Source organism: Roseibium sp. MMSF_3544 (genome assembly GCF_030732845.1).
In the GTDB taxonomy this organism is placed as follows: domain Bacteria; phylum Pseudomonadota; class Alphaproteobacteria; order Rhizobiales; family Stappiaceae; genus Roseibium.
The window spans coordinates 176430-202849 of sequence record NZ_JASHKA010000012.1 but is presented as its reverse complement, the minus strand read 5'-3'; the positions used below and the strand labels follow the sequence as shown (position 1 = coordinate 202849).

Annotated in this window: 22 protein-coding genes; 13 read left to right on the top strand and 9 right to left on the bottom strand. The window is 59.4% G+C overall.

Annotated features, from left to right (window positions below; translation table 11 throughout):
* The 9 genes from RBB47_RS18675 to flhA form a co-directional block, all read left to right on the top strand.
* The coding region (locus RBB47_RS18675) for a flagellar hook-length control protein FliK (RefSeq protein ID WP_305987388.1) at positions 1–1796 on the top strand (1796 nt) is incomplete at its 5' end.
* Between the two features lie 196 nt (positions 1797–1992).
* Positions 1993–2652, top strand: a complete 660-nt coding sequence (locus tag RBB47_RS18670) for a flagellar hook assembly protein FlgD (RefSeq protein ID WP_305987387.1) — start codon at positions 1993–1995, stop codon at positions 2650–2652.
* 443 nt (positions 2653–3095) lie between these two features.
* Entirely contained in the window at positions 3096–3371 is a 276-nt protein-coding gene (locus RBB47_RS18665) for a DUF1153 domain-containing protein (protein WP_029065927.1), read from the top strand.
* 330 nt (positions 3372–3701) lie between these two features.
* A complete protein-coding gene (fliF, locus tag RBB47_RS18660; protein WP_305987386.1) occupies positions 3702–5315 on the top strand; it encodes a flagellar basal-body MS-ring/collar protein FliF in 1614 nt (537 codons plus the stop codon).
* Positions 5315–6364 (top strand): flagellar motor switch protein FliG, encoded by a 1050-nt coding sequence (gene fliG / locus RBB47_RS18655; protein WP_305987385.1) that lies wholly within the window; start codon positions 5315–5317, stop codon positions 6362–6364. Before fliF ends, fliG begins: the two co-directional genes overlap by 1 nt.
* A gap of 37 nt (positions 6365–6401) precedes the next feature.
* Positions 6402–7094, top strand: a complete 693-nt coding sequence (locus RBB47_RS18650) for a FliH/SctL family protein (RefSeq protein ID WP_305987384.1) — start codon at positions 6402–6404, stop codon at positions 7092–7094.
* On the top strand, positions 7091–7426 hold the full coding sequence (gene fliN, locus RBB47_RS18645) for a flagellar motor switch protein FliN (protein WP_305987383.1): 336 nt from the start codon (positions 7091–7093) through the stop codon (positions 7424–7426). Before RBB47_RS18650 ends, fliN begins: the two co-directional genes overlap by 4 nt.
* 12 nt (positions 7427–7438) lie before the next feature.
* On the top strand, positions 7439–8791 hold the full coding sequence (locus RBB47_RS18640; protein WP_305987382.1) for a sigma-54 dependent transcriptional regulator: 1353 nt from the start codon (positions 7439–7441) through the stop codon (positions 8789–8791).
* Between the two features lie 74 nt (positions 8792–8865).
* Positions 8866–11043: a flagellar biosynthesis protein FlhA gene (gene flhA / locus RBB47_RS18635; protein ID WP_305987381.1), complete on the top strand. Its 2178-nt coding sequence runs from the start codon at positions 8866–8868 to the stop codon at positions 11041–11043.
* 530 nt (positions 11044–11573) lie between these two features.
* Here flhA and RBB47_RS18630 read toward each other — a convergent pair.
* A complete protein-coding gene (locus tag RBB47_RS18630) occupies positions 11574–11849 on the bottom strand; it encodes a flagellar biosynthesis protein (protein ID WP_305987380.1) in 276 nt (91 codons plus the stop codon).
* Between the two features lie 147 nt (positions 11850–11996).
* On the opposite strand from RBB47_RS18630, the gene RBB47_RS18625 reads away from it, so the two are divergent.
* On the top strand, positions 11997–12611 hold the full coding sequence (locus RBB47_RS18625) for a GNAT family N-acetyltransferase (protein WP_305987379.1): 615 nt from the start codon (positions 11997–11999) through the stop codon (positions 12609–12611).
* A 365-nt stretch (positions 12612–12976) separates the two neighbouring features.
* Here RBB47_RS18625 and mtnA read toward each other — a convergent pair whose 3' ends face one another.
* A complete protein-coding gene (gene mtnA, locus RBB47_RS18620) occupies positions 12977–14083 on the bottom strand; it encodes an S-methyl-5-thioribose-1-phosphate isomerase (protein WP_305987378.1) in 1107 nt (368 codons plus the stop codon).
* Between the two features lie 253 nt (positions 14084–14336).
* On the opposite strand from mtnA, the gene RBB47_RS18615 reads away from it, so the two are divergent.
* Complete coding sequence (locus RBB47_RS18615; protein WP_305987377.1) at positions 14337–14918, top strand: hypothetical protein; 582 nt, start codon at positions 14337–14339, stop codon at positions 14916–14918.
* Positions 14919–15383: 465 nt separating this feature from the next.
* On the opposite strand, the gene RBB47_RS18610 is transcribed toward RBB47_RS18615, so the two are convergent.
* Positions 15384–16313: a metallophosphoesterase gene (locus tag RBB47_RS18610; RefSeq protein ID WP_305987376.1), complete on the bottom strand. Its 930-nt coding sequence runs from the start codon at positions 16311–16313 to the stop codon at positions 15384–15386.
* A gap of 80 nt (positions 16314–16393) precedes the next feature.
* A complete protein-coding gene (locus RBB47_RS18605) occupies positions 16394–16519 on the bottom strand; it encodes a hypothetical protein (protein WP_305987375.1) in 126 nt (41 codons plus the stop codon).
* A gap of 373 nt (positions 16520–16892) precedes the next feature.
* Here RBB47_RS18605 and RBB47_RS18600 point away from each other — a divergent pair, with 373 nt between their 5' ends.
* Positions 16893–17333, top strand: a complete 441-nt coding sequence (locus RBB47_RS18600) for an NUDIX domain-containing protein (protein WP_305987374.1) — start codon at positions 16893–16895, stop codon at positions 17331–17333.
* A gap of 25 nt (positions 17334–17358) precedes the next feature.
* On the opposite strand, the gene RBB47_RS18595 is transcribed toward RBB47_RS18600, so the two are convergent.
* Positions 17359–18333, bottom strand: a complete 975-nt coding sequence (locus RBB47_RS18595; protein WP_305987373.1) for a glutathione S-transferase family protein — start codon at positions 18331–18333, stop codon at positions 17359–17361.
* A 373-nt stretch (positions 18334–18706) separates the two neighbouring features.
* Between RBB47_RS18595 and RBB47_RS18590 the strand changes: the two genes are divergently transcribed.
* The gene (locus tag RBB47_RS18590; protein WP_305987372.1) at positions 18707–19213 is read left to right on the top strand and encodes a GNAT family N-acetyltransferase; all 507 of its coding nucleotides are present in this window, start codon (positions 18707–18709) and stop codon (positions 19211–19213) included.
* A gap of 287 nt (positions 19214–19500) precedes the next feature.
* On the opposite strand, the gene RBB47_RS18585 is transcribed toward RBB47_RS18590, so the two are convergent.
* From RBB47_RS18585 to RBB47_RS18570, 4 genes are read right to left on the bottom strand one after another with little or no spacing between them, the layout of a single operon-like run.
* A complete protein-coding gene (locus RBB47_RS18585) occupies positions 19501–21576 on the bottom strand; it encodes a hypothetical protein (RefSeq protein ID WP_305987371.1) in 2076 nt (691 codons plus the stop codon).
* Positions 21577–21584: 8 nt separating this feature from the next.
* A complete protein-coding gene (locus tag RBB47_RS18580; protein ID WP_305987370.1) occupies positions 21585–24404 on the bottom strand; it encodes a DUF4159 domain-containing protein in 2820 nt (939 codons plus the stop codon).
* 3 nt (positions 24405–24407) lie between these two features.
* On the bottom strand, positions 24408–25331 hold the full coding sequence (locus RBB47_RS18575) for a DUF58 domain-containing protein (protein ID WP_305987369.1): 924 nt from the start codon (positions 25329–25331) through the stop codon (positions 24408–24410).
* 31 nt (positions 25332–25362) lie between these two features.
* The gene (locus RBB47_RS18570) at positions 25363–26382 is read right to left on the bottom strand and encodes a MoxR family ATPase (protein WP_305987368.1); all 1020 of its coding nucleotides are present in this window, start codon (positions 26380–26382) and stop codon (positions 25363–25365) included.
* Positions 26383–26420: the final 38 nt, after the last annotated feature.

The following is a 26420-nucleotide window of genomic DNA, read 5'->3' as shown; positions in this document are numbered from 1 at the left end:
CACATTCGCAGGCGTTCGAGGATGTGGCGCCCGAGGGTCCGAACCTTCCTGTGCTTGCTTCTGAGGAATTTGTCTTTCCTCCTGAATTCAGGTTGCCGCTTGGCGAAAGCGAATTTGACCTCTCGGGCCAGGACGACGCTCTGACGGATTTGGCCGCACTCGACGCCGGGGCCGATGGGGCTCTGCCGGACGAGGGGTCGTTCCAAGTGCCGAACGGGGCTGAGGGGGCATTGCCGGGGCAGTTCGCCATTCCTCGGGGCGGTGCAGACTTTGCTCCAGTTTTCGAACCGGGCACCTTACCGGATGCTACACTGCAGCCGTTACCAGCTGGCGTTTCGGCGCCGGCGTTTGTCAATGGGCCGGCAAACGGTGGGCAGCAAACGCCGCAACCAATCGGTTTCAGGTTGGTGGCGCCGCTGGAAGCAGCACCAGCTGATCTGCCGCAGGGCGGAGATATCAGGGTCGCGGATGTACTCAAGCCCGAGGTGGAGGTGGCCAAAGGCATATCCCTGATTGCTGAGCCAGAGCTCTCATATCCGCTCGCGTCAAAACCTGATGTTTCCGGTGCACAGGTCAGCGTACCTGAGGTGAGAACTGAACGGCGATGGCAGGCCGAGCTTCCCAGCGAGTTGCGGGCGCCGGTGCCTTCATTTGACAAGCCGCTCGAAGCGACCACTCTAAAGCCGGTCACAACGCCTTTGCCGTCTGATGAAGTGCGGATTGCTTCACCAGCTGTGCCCGCTTCCCTCGCTGGTAGCGCGCAGCAAAACCTGACGGCACCAACAGAGGTTCAATCGCAGCAGGTGCCACCGCTGGTGCCGGGCAAAGTGGTCACGCATCCTGTGGATGCTGATCTGTCAGGTGTGGCTGACGACGAGATCACGAACATTGCGAAACGTGCCGGTGCTGAGCCCGGCACAGTGTCGGTGACACAGTTCTTGCGTCAGACATCTGTCACAACCGAAACACGGCTCGAAGTACCGCAGGTTGTGAGCGGCCGCTCTGGCACTGTTGATCCGTCAGGCTTCGCGCCTGTCACCTTGGAAAGCGATGCGGCGGGCAAGGCGGGCACGGCCGCTGGAGGCGCAACGCTCGCGGACGCTAAGTCGCCAAATCCTGCCGCACATAACGGTGCAGATCCAGCGCGTCAATTGCCGGCAGGACCGGTGCAGGAGAGGCCTGCAGGCGCCCCAATCGTGGCGGCAGCCCTGGCGGCGCAGCTCCCTCCTGACGATCCTCAGCTTCTCGGGAATTCCCTGGAGCCCAATCCTTCTGGTGAGTTTGCAACGACCGTGCGCGGCGGCGAAGTTTCGGGTGCCTTGAGAACCGAGAGCCTGCAGCTGCCGAACCAGGCGCAATCCGGTCAGGTTTCAACGCAGGTCGCTGCCGAGATCGCGCGCAACCTGAAAAACGGCCAGACACGGTTTCAGATGCGCTTCGATCCACCGGAACTCGGCAGGGTTGATGTCAACATGCGTGTCGGTGCCGATGGCGGCGTTCATGCGCATCTGATTGTCGAACGGCCGGAAACGCTGGATATGTTTTTGCGCGACCAGCGCGGCCTTGAACGCGCGCTGGAGGCTGCGGGCCTGAAAGCGGAGTCTGAAAACCTGCAGTTCTCGCTAAAGCAGGAAAGCGGCCGTGACTTTGCATCAAGCGATGGCCGGTCTGACCAGACTGCCGACCTGGCTGGCGCGGAAGAGGGGGCCGAAGCTGACGACGCCGACAGGGATGCCGAAGAGGTGGTCCGACTTACGCTTGCCGGGCGGCCCGGTGGATTGGACCTGAAGATTTGACCAGTCACCTGAAGCTGAAGTTCGTCTCATCGATAGGCAGGCTTAGAACGAACTTCAGGTCCAGAAAGGTGACGAGCAAGTTTATGATTCCGGTGTGGTTTTCAAATCTGAAATTCGCACCGGAGGACACTGCAATATGAGGCGAATTTCGAATTCGCCGCACTAAAGGGATGGTGTGCCATCCGGGGAGTATGAAGTGACAACCGTTTCTTCCAGCACGAGTGCAACGGCCCAGAGCGGCGCTTCGGCCAGCCAGACCGGGCTTATGGCCAACTACGAACTGTTCCTGAGCATTCTGACCACCCAGATCCAGAACCAGGATCCGCTCGACCCGATGGACTCGGCCGAATACACCAACCAGTTGGTCCAGTATTCCAATGTCGAGCAGGCAATCCAGCAGAACCAGAACCTGGAAGAGATCATCGCGTCGCTGAACAGCAACATGAGTGTGAGCTATGTCAGCTATATCGGCAACGAGGTGACGGCCAATGCCGCGACCACGACGTTGACCGGAAGCCAGGCGAGCTGGAATTACGACGTGAGCGAAGACGCAACCGGCACATACGAGATCCGCAATTCCAGCGGTGTGCTTGTCTATACCGGGGAAGCCGATCTCAAGGCCGGTTCGGGAACCATCAACTGGAGTGGACAATTGACCACGGGTGGTGACGCCCCGGACGGTCTTTATACAATCTCTTTCGATGTCAGGGACGCGGCCAGCAATCGGGAGACTGTCAGAACGGAAACGAAGGGTATCGTCGACAGTGTCGATCTGTCCGGGTCGGAAGTGATCCTGAATGTCGCCGGACAGAAAATCCCGGTCTCCTCGGTAACGTCCGTTTCAACGCCCAGCTGATAGAAACGGAAACGACCTGTCCGGACGTGACTTGACCCCGTCTGGCGAGCAGCGATGCGATTGATGCAAAGCCTCGTCCGGTAAATTGTCATCCGGTGCAATGCTTTGTTGTCGTTCTCGGTGAAAGGGCGACCTTGCCATCTTGCAAAGTCTCACGCCGACTTGTGCTCCCGCTCATTTTTTTTGAAACGTTCTCGAAGCTTTGTCAGCTGTCGAATTGCGCACGCGTCGTTTTGCCTTGCAAAATGCGCGGGGAGGAAATCATGGTTAACAAAATCATATATTGGAGTTAATTCTTTTAGTGTTCTTCTTTGTGATTTCCTAAATATCATTCACTAAATTTCGATTTTATAGTTAATAAAAACACAACTTTGCTTTAGTCGTTTGTTAAGCGTCGTCTTGTAGTCTCAACTCACCTTGGTCATGGTTAGTGTGAGAGTACAATGACCGAACAGATTCGTTCGCGCGTAAAATATGTCATCGGGCCGGATGGTAGTCCGCTTACTATTGCAGACCTGCCTCCGACATCGACAAAGCGGTGGGTGATCCGCCGCAAGGCAGAGGTGGTGGCTGCGGTTCGCGGTGGCCTGCTGTCGCTGGAGGAGGCCTGTCAGAGATATACCCTGACAGTCGAAGAATTTCTTTCGTGGCAAAGCTCTATTGAAAAGCACGGCCTTGCAGGCCTGAGGGCGACCCGCATCCAGCAATACAGGGGTTAAACCCGAGTATTATCAATCACAGGTTCGCATTTAGTGCGCTTAGGAAGGTCGGCTTTGCCGGCCTTTTTATTTGCGTGATTTGCCTTCGAAATGTCGAAAAACTGGTGAAGCCTTATCCAACTATTAATGAAGTCGGCAGTTTTTCCCCACTTCAGTTGCGAATTGCAAATCGAAAAACGGCAGAAATCAGGCTTTTTTGAGTTTATCCGACTTGAGCGTTAACCAGTTGTTAACCGTCAGGGCGGCAAATTTTGCCCATCGAGGGTGTGGCGTGTCAGGCCGGCTCCAAAAACAACGGCTTAGACATGTTTCAGATGCGGGCGGGCAATCTTGAGCGGCTTATTTGATTTTCTGAAAACACTGGGAGCAGCGCGCCTTGCCGCAATGGGGGCGGTCGCGGCGATCCTTGTCGGCGTGTTTGCATTCATTATTCTTCGCGTCACCGCTCCGCAGATGACGACACTCTATAATGAGCTCACCCTGGAAGATTCCGCAGCGATCGTCTCGCAACTCGAAAGTCAGGGAACGCAATTCCAGCTCTCGCGCCAGGGCGCGACCATTCTAGTTCCCAGAGAGCAGGTTGCCCGGCTCAGAATGCAGCTGGCGGCTGAAGGTCTGCCGACTGGCGGGTCGATCGGCTATGAGATTTTCGACCGCAGCGACACGCTGGGTGCGACAAGTTTCGTTCAGAACATCAACCACCTGAGAGCGATGGAAGGGGAGCTTTCCCGCACCATCGGGTCGCTCGACAGGATCCGAAACGCACGCGTGCATCTGGTTGTTCCGGAGCGCCAGTTGTTTCAGCGGGATCGTCGTCCGCCGTCAGCGTCCATTGTTCTGAACGTGCGCGGTGCGCTTGGCCCCGGCGAAATCCGGGCGGTTCAACACCTCGTGGCGACTGCCGTTGACGGGCTCGACCCCGATCGCGTGTCGATCGTTGACGAAAGCGGCCGCCTTCTGGCGTCAGGGGCCGGCGGGGATGATGAAGATATGGTGTCGACCTCGTTGCAGGAGCGGACAGTTGCCATTGAAGGCCGCCTGCGCAACCAGATCGAAGAGATCCTGAACTCGATTGTCGGGCCGGGCCGGGCGCGGGTGCGCGTCAACGCGGAGGTCGATTTCAACCGGTTGACGGAAACGACGGAGACCTTCGATCCGGAAGGTCAGGTCGTCCGTTCAACCCAGACCAAGGAAGAAGCGACCTCGTCGGTGAGCCGGAACGGTCAAGTCACTGTGGGCAATCAGCAGCCGAATGCCCAGGCCCAGGACGATCAGGGTGGCCGTGATACCGCCTCCCTAACGGAAGAAGTCGTCAACTACGAGATTTCACGTTCCACGCGGACGGAAGTTGTCGAGGCCGGTCAGGTCCGGCGCCTGTCCGTTGCCGTGCTGGTCGACGGGACGTACGAGCCCGATGCAAGCGGCAATTCCGTCTACACGCCCCGGTCCCAGGAGACGCTGGACCGGATCGCGGTGCTGGTGCGCTCGGCTGTCGGGTTCGATCAGACCCGCGGCGATCTGGTTGAGGTCGTCAATCTGCAGTTCGCCCTGCCGCCTCAAGAAGATCTACTGACTGATGGCAACGGTCTTTTCGAATTTACCCGGGACGACATCATTCGCTTTGCGGAGCTGGGTGTCCTTTTCCTGATTGCGATCCTGCTTCTGATGTTCGTGGTGCGCCCGCTGCTGCGCCGGATCGTCACGCCGGAAGAAAAACAGCCCCAGGAGCTGATGATCGGGCCGGACGGAACGCTGGTTGTCGAAACCGAAGTGCCGCAGGAGGAAGAGGAACAAGACGAATTCGTCATCGAGTGGCTGGAACAGGCGCGCCAGGAAGGCGCGGTGCAAGCAAGCTCGATCGCGAAAGTGGGCGACATGATCAAGGATCATCCAAGCGAAGCCGTCAACATCGTGCGCGGCTGGCTGGATGAGCAGGCGGCCTGATGGGAACCGATCAACTTCAACAACACCTCACGATCAGCACGGATGAGGAAGACCGTGAGCTTAAAGGTGCCGAGCGGGCGGCGGTTCTGCTGCTCGCGCTGGGGGAATCGCATGGTTCGCCAATCTGGGAAAAGCTTGACGAAATCGAGGTCCGTCAGGTCTCAGCTGCGATGGCAAATCTCGGGCCGGTGACACCGAACATGCTTGAGAACCTCTTCAAGGATTTTGTTCGCCGGGTCAGCTCGAGAGGCGCGTTGACAGGCAATGTGGATGCGACCGAGCGCCTGCTGGCCAATTTTCTTCCTGGAGACAAAGTGTCGGTCATCATGGAGGAGATCCGGGGACCGGCCGGACGGAACATGTGGGAAAAGCTCTCCAATGTTCAGGAAAACGTTCTCGCGAACTATCTGAAGAACGAATACCCGCAGACCGTCGCGGTGGTGCTTTCGAAAATCAATTCCGACCACGCCGCGCGCGTTTTGGGCATCCTGCCGGAAGAGCTGGCGCTTGAAGTGGTCAGCCGGATGCTGCGCATGGACGCCGTGCAGAAGGAAGTCCTTGAGAAGGTGGAGCAGACGCTCAGGGTGGAATTCATGTCCAACCTGACCAACACGTCCCGCCGGGACAGCCACGAGATGATGGCGGACATCTTCAATAATTTCGACCGCCAGACCGAGGCACGTTTCCTGGCGGCGCTGGAAGAGGACAACCGCGAGGCAGCCGACCGCATCAAGACGCTGATGTTTACGTTCGACGATCTTCTCAAGCTGGATGCGGCGAGCTGTCAGACGCTTCTGCGTCACGTGGAAAAGGACCAGTTGGCGATCGCCTTGAAGGGCTCGACGGATACGGCGCGCGAATTCTTCTTCGGCAACATGTCTTCACGCGCGGCGAAACTGCTTGAAGACGACATGGACGCGCTCGGACCAGTGCGCTTGCGCGACGTTGACGAGGCTCAGACGGACATGGTGAACAAGGCCAAGGATCTGGCCGCAAAAGGTGAAATCATGATCTCCAAGTCCAAGGGCGACGAGGAAATCATCTACTGATGTTTAAACGGCAGGCAGCAACGACAGAATGGGCAGCATGACCAACCCGTCCAAATTTCTGTTCAACATGGACTTCTCCGCGCCGGAGGAGCCGGAAGTTGTTGTGCCGCCGGAACCGCAGATCCCGATGATCCCGGTTGCTGAACATGAGCAACTTCTGGCGGATGCCAGGGCCAAGGCGTTCGAGGAAGGGCGGGTGCAGGCGCTGCAGGATCTCCAGACCAAGCAGGAAACCCTGCTGACGGCGGAGATCAATCGGCTGGTGGATGTTGTCGGCGATGTGGTTCAGACCATTGATGAGGAACTGGCCGCCCAGGAGAAGAATGCGATCAGCCTGTCATTTCTTGTGGCAAGACGCCTTTGCGCGCACCTGATCGCCCGCCAGCCGCTGGCTGAAACGGTGGCCCTGGTGTCAGAATGCCTCGGGCCTCTGCGCAAAGCACCCCACCTGGTGATCCGGATCGCCGAAAAGGACCTTGACGCCTTGAAAGCCCAGGTCGATCCGATCATTCACGAAAAAGGCTTCGACGGCCGCCTTGTGATCCTGGGTGAGCCGGATATCGGGCGCGGTGACTGCCATATCGAATGGGCCGATGGCGGCATCAAGCGCGACCGCAAGGTATTGGAAAGCGAAATCGACACAAGTATCCGCACGTATCTGCGCGCGCACAGCGCGGCCAAAAAGGGCCAACAGACTGGTGCGCCGGCGGAGAAGGAACCTGACGCATGAGCGACGAACAAGACACGAATATTCCGCTGGACGAGCTGGAAGCTCCGCAACGCAGCCTGGAAGAAGATGAGGGCAACACGCCGCAATCGGCTGGTGATCTGGAAGCCGTTTTCGACGTCCCCGTCCGGATATCGGCGGTTCTTGGACATTCCAGAATGCATGTGTCGGATCTTTTGAAACTCGCCTCCGGCACGGTGCTGGAACTCGACCGGAAAGTGGGCGAGGCGATTGATATCTATGTGAATGACCGGCTGGTGGCCCGCGGTGAAGTCGTCCTGGTGGAGGACAAGCTCGGCGTCACCATGACGGAAATCATCAAGACGGACCGGTAAGGAGGGGATCAGATGCGTCTGCTAATTGTCGGGACACTTGGTGGTCAACTTACGACAGCATCGAAAATCGCCATGCAGGGCGGTGCCCAGGTTACCCATGCCGACGATGTCGAGGGAGCTTTAAAGGTTCTCAGATCCGGCCGCGGCGCAGATCTTCTGATGGTCGAGGTGCATCTCGATATCGCGAGCCTGATTTCAAAGCTGCAGAACGAGCGGGTCCATGTGCCGGTCGTGGCCTGCGGTGTGGAGACCGATGCCCAGGCCGCCGTCTCCGCAATCCGGGCAGGGGCGAAGGAATATATTCCCCTGCCGCCCGATCCGGAGATGATCGCGGCGGTGCTGGCTGCCGTTGCGCAGGAGCGCGGCGACCTGATCTATCGCGACGAGGCGATGGCCACGGTGGTCAAACTTGCCGAGCAGGTGGCTCCGTCCGAAGCTTCCGTGTTGATCACCGGCGAGTCCGGCACAGGCAAGGAAGTCATTGCCCGCCACGTACACAAGTGTTCCACCCGGGCCTCGAAACCCTTCATTTCGATCAACTGTGCCGCGATCCCAGAGCATCTTCTGGAATCCGAGCTGTTTGGTCATGAAAAGGGAGCCTTTACCGGCGCCGTTGCCCGCCGGATCGGCAAGTTCGAGGAAGCAGACGGCGGCACGCTGCTTCTAGATGAAATCTCGGAGATGGATGTGCGCCTGCAAGCAAAGCTGTTGCGGGCGATCCAGGAGCGCGTGATCGACCGCGTCGGCGGCACGCGTCCGGTTCCGGTCAATATCAGGATCCTAGCAACGTCCAACCGGGATCTTGCGGAAAGCGTACGCCAGGGCCAGTTCCGCGAAGATCTGCTGTTCCGCCTGAACGTGGTCAACCTAAAACTTCCGGCCCTGCGAGAGCGGCCCGCGGACATCATGGAACTCGCCCAGTTCTTCATCAATCACTACTCCGAGGCGAATGGTGTGCCGGTGCGGCCGGTGTCGCTCGAAGCGCGTCAGGCGCTGATGTCCAATCCCTGGCAGGGCAATGTCCGCGAACTGGAAAACACCATGCACCGCGCGATCCTGCTGGCGTCCGGCACGGAGATCGGCGTCGAGGCAATCCGGATGCCGGATGGGACGCCGCTGTCCGGTTCAAGGGGCCTTGCCGAAAGGGCCGTTCAGACGGCGGAAGCTGTGAGCCGGTCCTTTGTTGGGCGAACGGTGGCAGACGTTGAGCGAGATCTTATCCTCGACACGCTGGACCATTGCCTGGGCAACAGGACGCATGCTGCGAAAATTCTGGGAATCTCCATTCGCACGCTGCGCAACAAGCTGAATCAGTATACCGATGAAGGCGTTAGCGTACCCGCACCGGGGGAAGCACGGGCTTGAATCAACCGTAATCGAACAATGCTGGGCGTGGTAAGTTAAGTCAGTCGAGCGCCTGCCAGTAACCGGAACTCAGAATGTCGGACACGGCAGCAGGCGGACAAAACGGGGCGTCCAGTCCCCCACCAGAGCAGCAGGCGGCTGCTGCGCAGCAGGGCAGTCCGTTGTCGGGCGTGCCGAGCGTTCATGAACTCATCGACACGCTGAAGAAGGGTGACGTCGGTCTTGCCACCGGCATTCTCGTTATCCTGACGCTGCTGATCCTGCCGATGCCGCCGATGATGCTGGACATGTTCCTGGCGGTGTCGATCATCTTTTCCGTCATGATCCTCATGACCGGGCTGTTCATCCAGAAGCCGCTGGAGTTTTCCTCCTTTCCGACCGTGCTCCTGATTGCGACCATGCTCCGGCTCGGTCTCAATATCGCGTCCACCCGCCTGATCCTGTCCAACGGCCACGAAGGCACGGCGGCGGCCGGTAATGTCATCCAGTCCTTCGGCAACCTGGTCATGGGCGGCAATTTCGTTATCGGGATCATCGTCTTTGCAATCCTGGTGATCGTGAACTTCGTTGTCATCACCAAGGGTTCGGGCCGCATCGCGGAAGTCGCCGCCCGCTTCACGCTGGACGCAATGCCCGGCAAGCAGATGGCCATCGATGCGGATCTGTCCGCAGGGCTGATCGATGAGGCGGAAGCCAAGGCACGGCGGAAGGCACTGGAAGACGAGAGTTCGTTCTTCGGTGCCATGGACGGTGCGTCCAAATTCGTGCGCGGTGATGCCATTGCCGGACTCTTGATCACCTTCATCAACATTCTCGGCGGGATCTTCATCGGCGTCGCCCAGATGGAGCTGAGTTTTTCCGAAGCGGCCAACAACTACACACTGCTGACGATTGGTGACGGCCTGGTGTCACAGATCCCGGCGCTGATCGTTTCGACAGCTGCGGGCCTGCTGGTCTCCAAGGCAGGTGTCCATGGGGCAGCAGACAAGGCGCTCACCAGCCAGTTTACCGGTTATCCGAAAGCACTCGGCATGTCGGCGGCGGTCATGGTTATCCTCGCGTTCCTGCCGGGCATGCCGATGGCGCCGTTCCTTGGCCTCGCACTGATCTCGGGATATCTCGCCTATCAGATAGGGACCAAAAAGAAGAAGGCAGCGGCCAAGGTGGCGCAGCAAAAGGCCGTCGAAGCCGCGCCGAAACCGCCGCCTGAGCCGCCCATCACCGATGCGCTGAAGATGGATGAACTCAGGATCGAGCTCGGCTACGCGCTCCTGCCGCTGATCAACGGCAAGGCCCAGGGTGACGGCGATATCCTGACGGAGCAAATCAAGGCGCTGCGCCGACAGGTCGCCGGCGACATGGGCGTGATCATGCCTCCCGTCAGGATCCTCGACAATATTCAGCTCGGCGCGAACGACTATGTCATCAAGGTCAAGGAGGTTGAGGCTGGCCGGGGCATGCTCTACCCGAACCATTACATGGTCATGGATCCGGCGGGCGGCCAGGTGAAGCTCCCCGGAACGCACACTACGGAACCGACCTTCGGACTGCCCGCCACCTGGGTCGAGGCGCAATATCGCGAGGATGCTTCCCTGCGCGGCTATACAGTGGTCGATCCGGCAACGGTGCTGTCAACGCACCTGACCGAGACCATCAAAACCAATATCAGCGAGCTGCTGACCTATGGCGATGTCCAGAAACTTCTGAAGGAGCTGAAGGGCGAGCAGGCCAAACTGGTCGAGGACCTGGTGCCGTCCCAGATCACGGTTTCCGGCCTGCAGCGCGTGCTTCAAACCCTGCTCAACGAACGCATTTCCATCCGCGATCTTGGTACCATTCTGGAAGGGGTGTCGGAAGCGACCGGCATGACCCGCAACACCGATACGATCGCAGAACATGTCCGTTCCAGGCTCGGACGCCAGATCTGTGCCGCCAACCTTGCGCCCGGCGGTTATCTGCCACTGATCGCTTTGTCGCCGCAGTGGGAGCAATCCTTCCTGGAATCCATCGTCGGGGAGGGGGACGACCGTCAGCTCGCGATGCAGCCAAGCAAGCTTCAGGAATTCGTCGGCCGGGTCCGCGACGCTTTCGAGGAAGCTGCGCAGCAGGGCGAAGTTCCGGTGCTGCTGACATCACCCCAGACCCGCCCCTTCGTCCGGTCGATCGTCGAACGCTTCCGTGCTCATACGACGATCATGAGCCAGGCGGAAGTGCATCCGCGGATCAAGCTGAAAACGATCGGGTCGATTTGAGAGGTGGACAGCTTCGCTTCAATGAAAGTGTCTGCCCTCAAATTATTGGTTCGGGTGCAAGACAAGTCTGCCCCTGACTTTTGCCATAAACTTTATCTTTTTTCAGAATTCGTGGCTCGTCGATTTGGTCGAGCGTCACAACGCTCAAATATTCGTCAATGAAAATTATTCCGAAGGCTAATTACTTTGCCTGCTCACTTCCACTCCCAGATCGAATACGGAAGTTAACTAAATTTTAACTTGAAATACGCACAAAGTGCACCACGTGTTAGCTGAAAGGAGAATGCAAATGAATTTGCATAACGCTAAAAGTCTCCTGGTGCGTGATGGCCTGACGTATAGTCGTCCTCGCCTCGCTTGGCTTCCTTCGAACCTGTATCGCTCGCTGCGGGAAGCCAAGAAACACATCAGAAAGAACAAGTAGGCAGGCCTGCGTGCATTAGGTCATACCCGGTTTTCAAAGGGTATGACCTAGCCTACGCTCCCTGGTCCGCACACTCGCGGGCCCCCAGAAACCATCAAAGAACTCTTTAGACCAGCACGTTCACGCGTGCCATGACAGCCGTCGGGTTGGCGTAGGGACCGGCCTGGCTCTGGTTCTGCATGACGAACAGGGTATTGGCCTGTGAGGCCTGTGTGCCGATCGTGTTGAACGTGCTGGCCAGGTTGCGCAATTGCTGCATCTTCTGCGCCGATGCCTGGCGTTTCTTGGCCCAGGCCTGGTTGAAGTCTGACCAGGTGGATTTCCGCTGGGAGCTGAACGTTTTGTGGTAGTCCCGCTGGACGTAGTTTCCGATTTTCGGCATGGTCGCATCTTTCCTGGATACCGGATCACTGTCGCAAGACGTGGTTAACAACCTCTTAACAGGATGCAGAACGCAATTCGCCCTCTTGGTGATCCTGAAAGCAACTGATAAGCCGGTCCGGAACCCAAACATCGTCGTGGAGTTATGATGACTGGACAAGTGCTCGATCTGAACGGGTATACGGATGTCCCGGATGGCAAAATTGCTTTTGTCGTCACCTTTCTGGAAATGGTGAAACCACCTGAAAAACCGCTTGCTGCGGCGCGCGAGGACGTCTCGCTGCTCCGCTGGCACGACCCTGACCTTGCCGCTTACCGCAACCTCTTCCGCCAGGTCGGAGAGGACTGGATCTGGTTCGGCCGCCTGACCCATGACGACGAGACGCTCGGCAAGATGCTGAACGATCCCGCGAACGAAAACTACCTGCCGATGCAGGGCCGGAAGCCGATCGGAACGCTGGAACTCAACTACTCAAATCCCGAAGAACCGGAAGTCTCCTATTTCGGTCTCGTACCGGATGCCATTGGAGGCGGTCTCGGACGCTGGCTGATGGCGCAGGCGGTGGATATGGCCTGGTCACGGCCGGAAACCAAGCGCCTCTGGCTGCACACCTGCACCGGCGACAGTCCGCAGGCGATGAAATTCTACACGTCCTGCGGTTTCAGACCCTACAAGCGCGCCATCGAAATTGCCGACGACCCGCGTCTTCTCGGACATTATCCGCATCATAGAGCGCCGCATGTGCCGGTGATCGAGGGATAGTGCTGCGGCCCGATTTCCGGCAACGAGTGCCTCATCCTGAGGAGGGCCGGCAGGTCCGTCTCGAAGGATGTGCGGCGTGCGCTCTGGTTTGTGCCCATCCTTCGAGACGCCGCTGATGCGGCTCCTCAGGATGACGTGGTGCAGGTAGAAAAATACCCAGGCTGGAAAGTTGGTCACCTCTCCCCAAGAGAGAAGGTAAAGGAACGCGTAGACGCTCCGACCCGAAACGGCTTGGTTGCTTCCTGATGCGGCTCCTCAGGATGAAGTGGTGCTTCGAGCCGAATTTCTTTGGTTCGGTGTGAAAATTTCTCGCCGATCATCCCCGAACAATTCTGGGATGCCCATCTTGCAAGAAGGTGATTGCCTCAGGCGCTCATTTTCACGCGTTCCGGGAACGCTTCCGCGATGGACTGGCGGTTGGGTTGCAGGACGCCGCGCTCCGTGATGAGACCCGTGACAAGGCGGGCCGGCGTCACGTCAAATGCCGGATTGGCAACGGCAGACCCTTCGGCGACGATGTTGATGGTGTGGATGTCGCCACGATCGGTCCGTCCGGTCATTTGCGAGACTTCTTTTCCGTCACGCTCTTCGATCGGAACTTCCCGTACGCCGTCGGAGAGCGAGAAATCGATCGTCGGGGAGGGCAGGGCGACATAGAACGGAACATTGTTGTCCCTCGCCGCAAGTGCCTTCAGATAAGTACCGATCTTGTTGCAGACATCGCCGGTTGCCGTCGTGCGGTCCGTCCCCGTGATGACGATATCAACTTCGCCGTGCTGCATCAGATGGCCGCCGGCATTGTCGACGATCACCGTATGCGGAACACCGTGGTGGCCGAGTTCCCAGGCGGTCAGGAAAGCGCCCTGGTTGCGGGGGCGGGTCTCGTCCACCCAAACGTGAACAGGGATGCCGCCGTCATGGGACATGTAGACAGGGGCCGTCGCCGTGCCCCAGTCGACGGTTGCCAGCCAGCCCGCGTTGCAATGGGTCAGAATATTGACCGGCTCACCTTTCGGTTTCGTTTCGGATATCGCTGCAATCAGCTCCATGCCATGCATGCCGATCGCCATGTTGATGCCGATATCCTCGTCGCAGATCTCGTTCGCGAGTGTGAAAGCGGCAGCTGCACGAAGGGCAGGCTCGACCTGGATCAGGCTTTTGCGCGCCCGGTCCAGCGCCCAATGAAGGTTGACCGCCGTCGGGCGGGTTTCCAGAAGCGCGGAGCAGGCATTGTGAAGCGCTGCGTCGGAAGAGTCCGCTCGCATGGCAAGCGCCACCCCATAGGCGGCCGTCGCACCGATCAGCGGGGCGCCTCGCACCTGCATGACCCGGATCGCGTGGGCGGCGTCTTCCATGGTGTGCAGCTTCGTGATTTCAAAGGCATAAGGGAACTTGGTCTGGTCGATGATTTCGACGCTCTCGCCATCCTTTGCAAGCCAGATCGTGCGATACTTCTTGCCGTCCACATTCATGGCGCAACCTCCCAGGTTCGGTGAAACGATGAACGTTTCTCGCTCAAGACTAACTTTGCATAACCCATGAATTGGAGTGAGGCCAGCGCCGCCTTGCTGGCATTACGGTTAATTTTCCCCTAAGCTTTGTTAACCATTTTGAGATCATTGCCGGTGGATAGCGTGCCGATAGGGCCGCGGTGACGGTTTCGCCGCAAAGGGAGTCGGTTAAGACTCGTCGCACCAACGGCAAAAGAACGGAGCCTGGCGCCTCATGTCTGAAATGCAGGATAACGTCGTCCCACATACGCGCATGCGCTCCCTGCGTGATGCAATCCGGAAGGTTCAGCTCGGTGAAGTCGAGCGCTCGGACGTGGTTGTTGAGCTGCAGGACACCGAGCGTGCGCGGCTCGACATGCTGGCCGACGAGCTCAAGGACGTTTTCAAGGAAATCCCGGAAGATGACGACCAGTTTTCGCTGCAAATCATTTCCGGCTCGACACCGCGCTTGTGGATTGATGCGACGAGTCATGTTGCCGTCGGGGGCGACCGCAAGACGTACCGGTTCCTGAAGGACACCCGTCTTGGCAGGGTCGTCATTCTGGAGACGGCGAATATCGACGACATGGCGGACTGCCTGACGGAATATATCGCCGAACGGGTGATCGAACGGGAAAAGGCGCTGGAAGGCGACTGGCTGAACAATCGGCTGAAAGAGGTGGCACAGGATTCCAAGGTTGTCCGGGTGAGGGAAAGCCGAACATCCTGGCTCGCCGTTGCCGGTGCGTTCTCGATCGGCATCGCCGCCGGCGTCATCGGCCTGATCGCCTTTGCCTGGTTTGCCAATCCGATTTGAGCAGTAGCTGACTTGTCGTTGCGCAGGCGATGAAGCAAAGACCCGCTCGCAGTCCAACTTGTCGATGACTGCGGCCCGCTATCAGCGGATAGCGGCGCCGACAAAAACAATCTTTCTGCAGACGAGTGGGCCCCGGATCTCAGCTGCGCTGCGACTAGGGCAACAATCCGAACAAGGACGCCAGCTTCGCTTGCAGTGATCCCATGGCTTGACCATGGGATCCATCCCGCTTCCGTGTGGAGTTACGAAGCTGTGGCGAGGGCACGGTGTTGATTGCAGGGCCGAACCTGCTGTCCATCAACGTGTCATTCCGGCTGGTGCGCAGCGGAAAGCCGGAATCCGGTAAACACCTGTCTGAGCGTCTTTTTCAATCGCCAACCACACAGATGACTGGATCCCGGTCTTGCCGCATGTGCGGCAAACCGGGACGACAACTCAAACGAAGATTTCCGAAGGCTTCGTGCGTCAGCCCGCGTTTGGAACGGCGACATCCCGCTCGCTTAGAAGTTTCACCGGCTCGTTGGGCGCATCGAAGCCGTGTTCCTCCATCCGGCAGGTCCAGCCGGAATTGGTCTTGTCGATCTTGAAAAGGTTGTAGCGGGCGGCGGGATTGTGTCCGCCCGGGGCACTCGTTGCCGAGGGCACGCCGACAACCGGCACGGGCCCTGACGGCCCTTCTATCTCCTCAAAGCTGTCGATATGCGTGTGGCCATGTAGGATCAACTCCGCTCCTGCGCGCTTCACCACTGCGCGGACGCGGGAGGCATCCGACAGTCTCTTGTGCCATTTGGTGGCTTTCCGGAATGGCGGGTGGTGCAGCATGACGATGCGAAAGAGACCCTCTTTGCCAAGCTCTTCCAAAACGGAGCGCAAGCGCATTGCCTGATCGCTGCCGACCCGGCCGGTCGCAAACCAGGGGGCGGTGGCACGGCCGGTGGTGACGCCCACCATCGCGATGTCATTGCGGATGCGGACATAGGGAAAGGTCGCCTCGGACCTGGTCTTTTCAGCCGGCGCGCCATCGTTCTCGTCGGCGCACATATAGGGCCACCAGGCTGTCCGGGCTTTTCGGACGGCACCAGGCACATAGGCATCATGATTGCCGGGCACCACCGAAACGTCGTTCGGTTCGCCGATCTCTTCGAGCCAGGTGCGGGCCCCTGCGATTTCCAACGGAAGAGCTATGTTCACAAGATCGCCGGTGACCGCTATATGGTCGGGCGCTTTCGATTTCATGTCCTCGACCAGCTGGTCGAGATAGGTCGACCCCATGATCTTGGAACGGTTCCGCTGCCAATTCAGATAACCCAGAATGCGCTTCGAGAGCAGTTGGAAGAGCTTGGGATCGGGCAGGGGACCAAGATGAGGGTCGGAAAGATGCGCGAGCGTGAACATGGAGGCGCATCTTCAAATCAAAATGCGCCGCGTCAAGAAAATAACGCGGCGCATCGAATGCTTCACAGGTGTTTTGCCGTTCAGCGTTTGGCCTTGGCCTTGTCGTGCCTGGCCGTCGCAAGGCTCACCGTTTTGGTCGAGCCTGCGTCGCTGGTGCGCGTCGTTTCGCGCAGCGTGGCGTTCACAACATTTACAAATCCGAACATTGGCCTTGCCTTACTCGCGGCTTTCCCAGTCGTCAGTTTGACGGGAACGTGGTGAGCGCTGCAACAACGCGCGGGTTGCTGAGATCGACAGCCGGTTTCCACTGGTAGTGGTTCGGGCGGCGGCGCTTGCCGAAAAGTGCGTTCAACATTGTCTTGTTCCTTTGGAGGTGAAGGCAGGGGGATCGACTGCCTTCGAAATCATCATTGTGCACGGTATATAGGCACTGACCTGCCGATTTAGGAGAGCTATTCTGACGCATCTGCCCTGCAGCGACTGCATGGGTTAATTTAGGGTTCCTTCAGGAATTGCAGCTTCAAGCTATAGGTAATGCTGAAACTTTTGTCCTTCCTGCCAAGTTCCTGGACCAAGCGAATGGTCCAGAGCGCTGTCCTGATCAGAAATCCGTACATTCTCGGCGTGCGCGTTATCGTTGAAGACGGCGACCGGCAGGTGCTGCTGGTGCGCCATACCTATCTGGACGGCTGGTACTTGCCGGGTGGCGCGGTGGATGGCGGTGAAACGCTTGAAGAAGCGGCAAGCCGCGAGGTTCTTGAAGAAACCGGTGTCGTCGCCGGCAACGCACCTCGCCTATTGGGCATGTTTCTCAACCGGGAGGCGACGGGCCGCGATCACGTGGGCCTGTTTCACCTGAGCGAGTGGAGCCGGGCAGAGGCATTCCTGCAACCGAACGCGGAAATCGCCGAAGCCGGTTTCTTTGCACTGGACACGTTGCCGGACAATTTGAGCCCGGCAACGCAACGCCGCCTTGCAGATTTCAGGACTGGTGCAGCGCCCTCAAGTCCCTATTGGTAGGGCTCTTGCAGCTTGTTGCCGGCGCTCAGGCGGCTGCCGGCAGCCTGTCCCTGTTATGGGCTTTCCCGAAATCGAGGTCCGGTCCAACCGGCACGATGCGCGTCGGGTTTACGCTTTCGTGAGAGCCGTAATAGTGCTGCTTGATCGTTGCCATGTCGACGGTCTCTTCGACACCCGGCATCTGGTAGAGCTCCAGGAGATAGTTCGAGAGATTCGGGTAGTCGACAATCCGTCTGATGTTGCATTTGAAATGGCCGACATAAACTGCGTCGAAGCGCACCAGTGTGGTGAACAGGCGCCAGTCGGCCTCCGTCAACCGGTCACCTGCAAGGTAGCGGCGGCTTTCGAGCAACCCTTCCAGGTAATCGAGAGACTCGAACAGTGCGGTTACGGCCTCCTCATAGGCTTCCTGGCTGGTTGCGAAGCCGGATTTGTAAACGCCGTTGTTCACGGTGTGATAGATGCGCTCGTTGATCGTGTCGATTTCTTCGCGCAGATCTTGAGGATAGAAGTCCAGATTGGAACCGGTCAGTCCGTCAAATTCCGAATTGAACATCCGGATGATTTCCGCGGATTCGTTGCTAACGATGGTTTCCTGCTGCTTGTCCCACAGGATCGGTACGGTCGCACGGCCTGTATAGGTGGGGTCGGCCTTGGCATAGATGTTCCAGGCGTATTTCGCACCGGCGACAGGTTCCTGTTCAGCGAACTCCCAACCGTTTTCCAGCATGAGCGGCTGGACGGCAGAAAGGCTGATCGCACTTTCCAGACCCTTCAGTTTGCGGAAGATCATCGTGCGATGCGCCCAGGGACAGGCATAGGAGACGAACAGATGATATCGCCCGGCCTCGGCCTTGAAGCCGCCATCGCCGCTCGGGCCTGCAGAGCCGTCAGCCGTGATCCAGTTTCTGAACGCGGCATCCTTGCGCACAAACCGTCCACCACTCGATTTCGTATCGTACCACTGGTCTTTCCAGACGCCGTCTACCAAAAGGCCCATTTTGCTCTCCTACGTTCTTCCCTGAAAAACGTTGTGCGCCAGCCACAAAAATCAATCAACTGAATGCTGTGTTCGTCATGGGTGAACAATGGATGTTGTCCCTATGCGAGCAAAAAAGCACTGGACCGACGGGGTGTTGCGTGGTAACCGCATTGCCTCACGAATGAACCGCCGGACATTTTTGAGCGACCCGGCGAAGATGGCGAGACTGGGATAAATGACCGCAGGTCTGATGCTCCGACGACGAACCGACCGACGAGAAAGCTCTCGTCTGCTTCGTCGCGGCTGACCTGATCCCCGTACCAGACACATTCCCCCGGGGTTTCGGCAGGCGCGCTTTTCTGAAAAAGACCGCATGCTGAGGAACAGCCAAATGAAACAAACCTCGTGGGTCATCCGGCTCGAAGATGCCGCCGACAACACCGCCATCGAAGATCTCCAGGCAAATGCTTTCGGACCGGGCCGGTTTGCACGGACAGCCTTCCGCATCCGTGAAAACGTGCCGCACCGGCCGGATCTATCTTTTGTCGGGCTTGTGGGGTCGCATATTGCCGGTTCCATCCGGCTCTCGCCGATATTGATCGGCGAAACCGAAGCCCTGCTGCTCGGTCCCCTGACGGTTTCACCGGATTTCAAGAACAGGGGTCTCGGCAAGGCGTTGATGCGCACAGCGATGAACGCCTCTGCGCTTGCGGGCGACAAGGTCGTGCTCCTGGTAGGTGATGCGCCCTATTACAGTCCGTTCGGATTTCAGCAGGTGCCACTTGGACAGATCACGCTGCCTGGCCCGGTCGATCCCGCCCGGCTGCTGGTGGCGCTTCTGAATGGTGCGGACATGCCAAAAGGTGCGGTACAAGGCGAACGCCAAGTTTCTGTTTAACGACAACGGCCTGCCTTCCCGGACGCAGCGGAGCGGAGATCCGGGATCTGAGGTCTCCCATTGCAACGGGCAGGTCCCGGCTCGAGGCCGGGACGGCAATGGAGTGTTTTGATTGCGCTCTTGCGAAAGGATTTGAAGGGCCTCATCTGCCAATGCGCCTTCCCGGACGCGGCGGAGCGGAGATCCGGGGTGACACTCAATTTCCGAGTTGCCCTTTGTTTGGTGTCGACCCTGCCATCGGGACCGCGCCCGCAACGGTGTACGGGCCGCAACAGCAAAATCCAGAGCTAACGCCCTTCACGGTACCAGGTCAGCGACAGCATGCCGAGCAGAATCGCGAGGCCAAGCAGGCCGATCATCAGCGGATAGCGGTCGACGCCGTTGAGAACACTTGCCTCTGTTGCCTTCAGGCCGATCCAGCCATTGCCTTCATAGCTCGCCGACGCGCGCATCGATACGACCCGGGGCACATCCATATCACCGCCAACATCGCGCAAACGCTGGGTGCTGCCGCCTGTCGCTTCACTGATTGGGGCGATGGCTTCAGTGGTCGAGAGGACGTCAGTGTATTCGCGCGGGTTCTGCGGACCGACATGGATGAGGGCGCTCATTTCACCGTCCGTTACCGAGAACAGGCCGGTTTCGGTCGCCTGCATGTTGCCGCGCCACAGCCCGGGGTCTTGTTCGGACATGGTGACTTCGGTTGTGTCACCGGTCGGTGCGGTCACGGTGACCTCACCGACGGTGTCGCCGAGTGTCTGGCGCTCGATGACAAGATCGGAGCCGCGCATGGAAACATTGAGGGCTTCTTCCTCAAGGTCGGGTTCCTGCATCAGCCAATGCGCCAGACGGCGCAGCAACGGAACGTGCGGTCCACCACCCTCAAATCCGCGCGCCCAAAGCCAGACATGGTCCGACAACAGCATCGCGACGCGGCCTTCGCCTTCACGGTTCAGGACGAGAAGCGGGGCGTCGCTCGGACCGGACATGAGCTGGTGACCGGCGTCGAGTTGGGTGTCGACGGCCCGGAACCACCGGCTCCATGCAGGCGGTTCCTGTTCGGAGCCCGGCAGGCCACGCGTCACCGGATGGCGTTCGCCAAGGCTTGCAAGGGTCGCGTAGAAGGGTTCTTCCAAGATACCGCCGGTCGGGCTTGCCGGAAGTATGGGGGCGAGCGGCGTTCTGTAGAGACTGCCGGCCTCAGCATAATCCGGTCCACCTGCCAACAAGACGGCGCCACCGTCGCGCACATAGCGCGCGATGTTGTCGAAATAGAGCATCGGCAGCACGCCGCGCCGGACATATCGGTCGAAAATGATCAGGTCGAACTCATCGATCTTCACCGAGAAGAGTTCACGTGTCGGGAACGCGATCAGCGACAGCTGGTTGATCGGGGTTCCATCCTGTTTTTCCGGCGGACGCAGAATGGTGAAATGTACCAGATCAACTGACGCATCCGATTTCAGGAGGTTCCGCCATGTGCGTTCTCCTGAATGGGGAGACCCGGATACCAGCAGAACCCGCAGGTTCTCCCGGATACCGTCGATCGTGACGACGGCACGGTTGTTCAAAGTCGTCAATTCGCCCGAAAGCGGCTCTGCCTCGAACTCGAAGATATTGTCGCCGCCGTGTGCGATCTCGACCGGAACATCAATCTTCTGCCCGGTTCTGGCCGTGCGCTCGCTGACCACGGTGCCATCACGCTTGACCGTCAGCAACACCTGATCGCCAGGTCCCGTGCCCTGGCCCTGGTCGACCACAGTGAGGCTGACCGTCTGTTCCGATCCAACCAGTCCGAACCGGGGGGCCTTGTCGAGCACGATGCGGCGGTCGCGTTCTTCCGGAGCGCCGGTGATCAGGCCGTGGACCGGGGCATCAAAACCGAGAGCTCCGGCGCTTTCGGGAATGTCGTGGATCTGGCCATCCGTGATGATGATTGCACCACCGACCCGTTCCGGCGGCACATCTGCCAGGCCGTTTGTCAGAGACTGGAAGACTTGCGTACCGTTGCCCGCACCTGAATTCCTGGCTTCGATAATGCGCAGGTCAAAACCGTTCAAGGCTTCCACGCGCCGCTGAATTTCCGCTGCCGCTTCGTCAGTGGTCGTCTCACGGTCGGCAAGACGCTGGCTCTGGCTCTTGTCGACGACGAGCGCTACCACGCTTGAAAGCGGTTCCCTGTCTTCGCGCTCGATTGCAGGATTGGCCAGCGCAAAGAGCAGCAGCGCCATGGTAAGGGATCGCAGAACCCAGCCGCGTAAACTCAGATACCCCGAAAGGGCTGCGACCAGCAGCGCAACTGCGCCACCGGCAACGAGAGCCCAGAGGGGAAGCAGGGGGTCGAAGGAAAGGGACCAGACCATCGGCGCTCCTATTGTCCCAGCCGCTCGAGCAGGGCGGGGATGTGCACCTGATCGGCCTTGTAGTTGCCGGTCAGGCTGTACATGACAATGTTAACGCCCGACCGGAAGGCATAGTCGCGCTGAACCGGGCTGTTCGGTACGGTCGGATACATGAATTCACCATCGTCGGAGATCGCCCAGGCAGCGGCAAAGTCGTTGCCGGTGATCATGATCGGCGAAACGCCGTCGCCTGCCCGGACCGGCCGGTCACCGCGCGCTGCAATCTCTTCCAGGCTTTCCACCCACAATGGGCTGCCTGCATAACGGCCGGGGAAGGAATCAAGCAGGTAGAACGCCTTCGTCAGAACATGGTCAGGCGGCACCGGTTCCAATGGCGGGACGTCGAGATCTTCCAGAATTTCCCGCAACTTCAGCGTTGCCGGGGTCGAGCCGAAGCCGCTCGCAGACGCGTTGATGTGGTCACGCGTATCGAACAGGATCGTGCCGCCGTTGCGCATGAACGTGTCGATGCGGGCAATCGTCTGGTCTCCGGGCTTGTCCGCCGCCGCATCGATGGGCCAATAAAGCAGGGAATAGAAGGCAAGCTCGTCTCTGGCAATATCGATCCCGATGGGAGCACCTGGCTCAAGGGCCGTTCGCTCCGCAAGAAAGCGGGTCAGTCCTGAAAGGCCTGCCGCGCTGGCATCGTCGATTTCCGGATTGCCGGTGAGAACGTAGGCCAACCGGGTTTCGAGCGTCGACTCCAGCGCCTGGATGTCATTTGACGTCGATTGAGCCTGAACCGGGCTCGGAGCAGACACCAGAGCGGCTGCGAGTGACACGGCCAGGAGACCTGCAAGGCTTGCCGTCCTGCTGCGCAACCCGATCCGGCTCAGGCCACCGGCCAGCAGGAACACGGCGACCGCGTCTGCGATCAGAAGCAGGAAGGCGACGGTGAAAAAGAAGGCCCTGAGATCGACCGGATCGGAGGCAGGATAGGCCGTAAGTGTCGCCTTCGTTCCAAGGGCGGTCAGATCAAGCGGCAACAAGGCATCGTCGGCTTGCATCAGATTGAGTGCGCGGAAGCCGTCCTCGGTGCCGTAAAGCCCCGGTGGCGTTCTTCTGCTGGCGGTTGCCTCGCGGAATTCAGCGGCGTTGACCGGCGTGACTTCCACGGGCGGCGCACCGAACCGTCCATAGCCGTCCAGCAAGCGCAATGGCGGCAGGACGCTTGAAGATGGTGTGCTGTCGTCCGCTGTTTCAGATGCTGCCGCGACGTTGGAAACGGCAAGGATACGGCGGAGCATGTTCAGGAAAACACCTGACAGCGGCAGGTTCGACCAGGTCGAGTCCGCGGTGACATGGAACAGCACAATACTGCCGTTGCCAACCGGTGCGGCGGTCACGAGCGGCGTGCCGTCCTCCAGCATCGCCCAGGTCCGTTCGGGAAGATCGGACGTCGGCTCTGCGAGAACCTGGCGATTGACCGTGACTTCCTCAGGAACCCTGAGGCCGGAGAAGGGTGAATCCTCGGGGAAGCCGGCGAGATGCTGAGGCTGTTTCCAGGAGAGCGACCCACCGAGCGAACGGTCGCCTTCTCGAAGACGTACCGGGATCAGATCATCGCTGCCGCCGGCGGTCCGAGGCCCGGCAAATCGCACCAGCGTGCCGCCGTTTTGAACCCATTCGCGCAATTCGTCTGCGGTGGTATCCGGCAAACGGCCGACATCGGCGAGGACCAGCACAGAAATGCCCTGATCGATCAGCGCGGGAACGGCAAGGGCGATGTCACCATCTTTCGGCTGACGGATGTCGGAGAAGGGCAGCAGCGCCCGCTCAAGATAGTAGACAGGCGACAGAAGCGGTTGGTCGAGGTCGCCGGACTGGCCTGAGATCAGACCGACAATGCGGCGGCGCCAGCTGTCGTCGACCAGCTGGACTGCGCCAGCTGCCGCCTCCCCGGCAATTTCCACCCGGGCAATGTCATTGCGCAATTCGCTGGGCAGTTCGAACCGAACTGATGTCTCCGTGCTTCCGGCATCAAAACCGGCCTGGACTTCGCCCAGAATAAGCCCTTTCAGATCCAGTGCCTGCACATTGGCAGTGGCGACTGTCTGGTCCGGATGCCTGACGACCGTGAGCGAAAGCGCATCCGCGTCGTTCGACAAATCCTTCAGGCCCATCGGCGTGTCCAGACCCGCAAGAACGGTTATCGGAACGTCGCCCGTCATTGCGGCCAGATCCGTCAGAAAAGCACCCTCCGTATGGGTATTGTCCGAGAGCCAGACAATTGCGCCGGGAGGCGATTCCTGCGCTGCCTTGCGCAAACCGATGCTGAGTTCGTTGCGCTGAGGCGGATAGGGGCGTGGTTCAAGGGCCCGCAGTTTTTCCAAAGCGGAGGCTGCCGCTTCCGGAGCAAGGCTTTGGGACGGCCCTTCGGCGGTTGCTGCAAAGAGCACCGGCTGGCCCGATTGTTCTGCCGAATTCAAGAGCTGTTCGGCAGCGCTTACCTGGGCGTCCCAGCTTGCGGCGGATGTCCAGCCGTTGTCGACCAGGAGCCAGAGCACGCCTTCGCCCGTTTCGACAGGCTCCGATGTTCGCCAGATCGGGCCGGCAAGCGCAATGATCAGGATCGCGGCCAGGAGCAGGCGCAGCAGCGTCAGCCACCATGGACTGCGCTGAGGGGTTTCCTCGTGCTGGTCGATGTCCAGAAGCAGACGGGTCGGCGGAAACGAAATCTCCCGGGGACGTGGCGGTGTCAATCGCAGCAGCCACCAGATCACGGGCAACAGAGCGAGCGCTGCGAGGATCCAGGGTGCGGTGAATGTCAGGGGCAGACCGGCAAACATCGATTAAAAGCCTCCCCTGTTCATGACGTCGAGTGCGCCGGACAAAGCGCTGTGCAGGACAAGCAGCGGTTCGGAGGCAGGGCGATCCGTATGGTGCAGAACGTAAGTCCAGCCGGCCCGGCGCGCCATGTCACGGATCTCGGCCCGGTGCGCTTCCAGCTTGGTGTGATAGTCCTCGCGCCAGTTTTCCGCGCGGCCCGCAGTCAGACGGACACCGTTTTCCGGATCGGTGAACTCAATGCGTCCGTCAAACGGGAAGGTTTCCTCGATGGGGTCGAGCACCTGAACAAGGTGCCCTTTGGCACCGGTGCTTGCCACGCGCGCGACCCATTCGGCAATGTCTTCCAGCGGGTCAAGAAAATCCGAAACCAGGACCACGTCTGCGAAGCGCTTGACCGAGAGCGTGTCTGGCAAGGCAACCGGTTTCGACAGATGCGCCAGTGCATCGGCAAGCCGTTCGGCCGCCCTGCGATCTGAAAATGGCCGGGTCAATCCCGTCAGGCCGATCCGCTCGCCGGTTTCGGCCAGCATGTCCGCCAGGGCAAGCATAAGCACAATTGAACGGTCGCGCTTGTTGACTTCCGAAAGCCGGGACCGAAAGACCATGGAAGATGACAGGTCCGCCCACAGCCAGACCGTATGGGCGGCCTCCCATTCGCGTTCGCGGACATAAAGATGATCGTCCCGCGCCGAGCGCCGCCAGTCGATGCGTTTTGCCGGCTCGCCCATGTTGAAGGGCCGGAATTGCCAGAAACTTTCCCCGGGTCCGGCGCGACGACGTCCGTGCCATCCGGCAATGATCGAGCTTGCAACGTGGCTCGCTTCAACCAGAAGGTCCGGAAGGGCATCGGCAACAGACCTTGCCTCGCCGATGACATTCGGCAACGTGCTCTGATCAATGCCTGCCTTGGTGTTCCGGGGGTCCATGTAGTTTCGGGCTCCTGCGAAAGACTTGATGTCAGGCGATTGTCTCTTTGACGCGCTGAATGACGTCTCTCACAGTATGGCCGTCGGCTCTTGCAGCGAACGTCAGCGCCATGCGGTGCTGAAGCACGGGTTCGGCAAGTGCCAGTACATCGTCGATGGAAGGAGCGAGGCGCCCGTCCACCAGTGCCCTTGCGCGCACTGTCAGCATCAGGGCCTGGCTCGCACGTGGTCCTGGACCCCATGCAATCAGGTCGGCGACATCGGTCGCCGACGACGTGTCGTCAGGCCGCGCAGATCGCACGAGCTTCAAGATTGATTCAACGACGGATTCCCCGACTGGCATGCGGCGCACGAGCTGCTGGTAATCCATGAGCTCCTCGGCATTCATGGCGACCTGCGCCTCGGCCTGATCGGCTCCGGTGGTTTCCAGGAGAATGCGGCGTTCGGCTTCCAGATCCGGATAGTGAACGTCAATCTGCATCAGGAAGCGGTCAAGCTGCGCCTCGGGAAGGGGATAGGTGCCTTCCTGCTCCAGAGGGTTCTGTGTCGCCAGAACATGGAATGGGCGCGGCAAGTCGTGCGGATGCCCGGCGACGGTCACGTGATATTCCTGCATGGCCTGCAGCAGCGCTGACTGGGTGCGCGGGCTGGCACGGTTGATCTCGTCGGCCATCAGTAGCTGCGAGAACACTGGTCCGGGAATGAAGCGGAAGGATCGGCCACCGTCCGCACTCTGCTCCATGACTTCCGCGCCCAGAATGTCGGACGGCATCAGGTCTGGTGTAAACTGGATGCGGCGCGCATCGAGCCCGAGCACAGTGCCGAGCGTTTCTACCAGCTTCGTCTTGGCAAGGCCCGGAACACCCACCAGCAAACCGTGGCCTCCGGCCAGGATCGTAACGAGAGATTGTTCGACGACCGTCTCCTGCCCGAAAATGATCCGGGCAATGTCTGCCTTTGCTTCGCTGATGCGGGCAACGGCACGCTCTGCGTTTTCGGCAACGGCGGCGAGATCTTCGTCGCTTGGGCTGGAGGGAGAAACAACACTCATGAATCACCTTTCCCGTATGATCTTTTCCCGGCACCGGG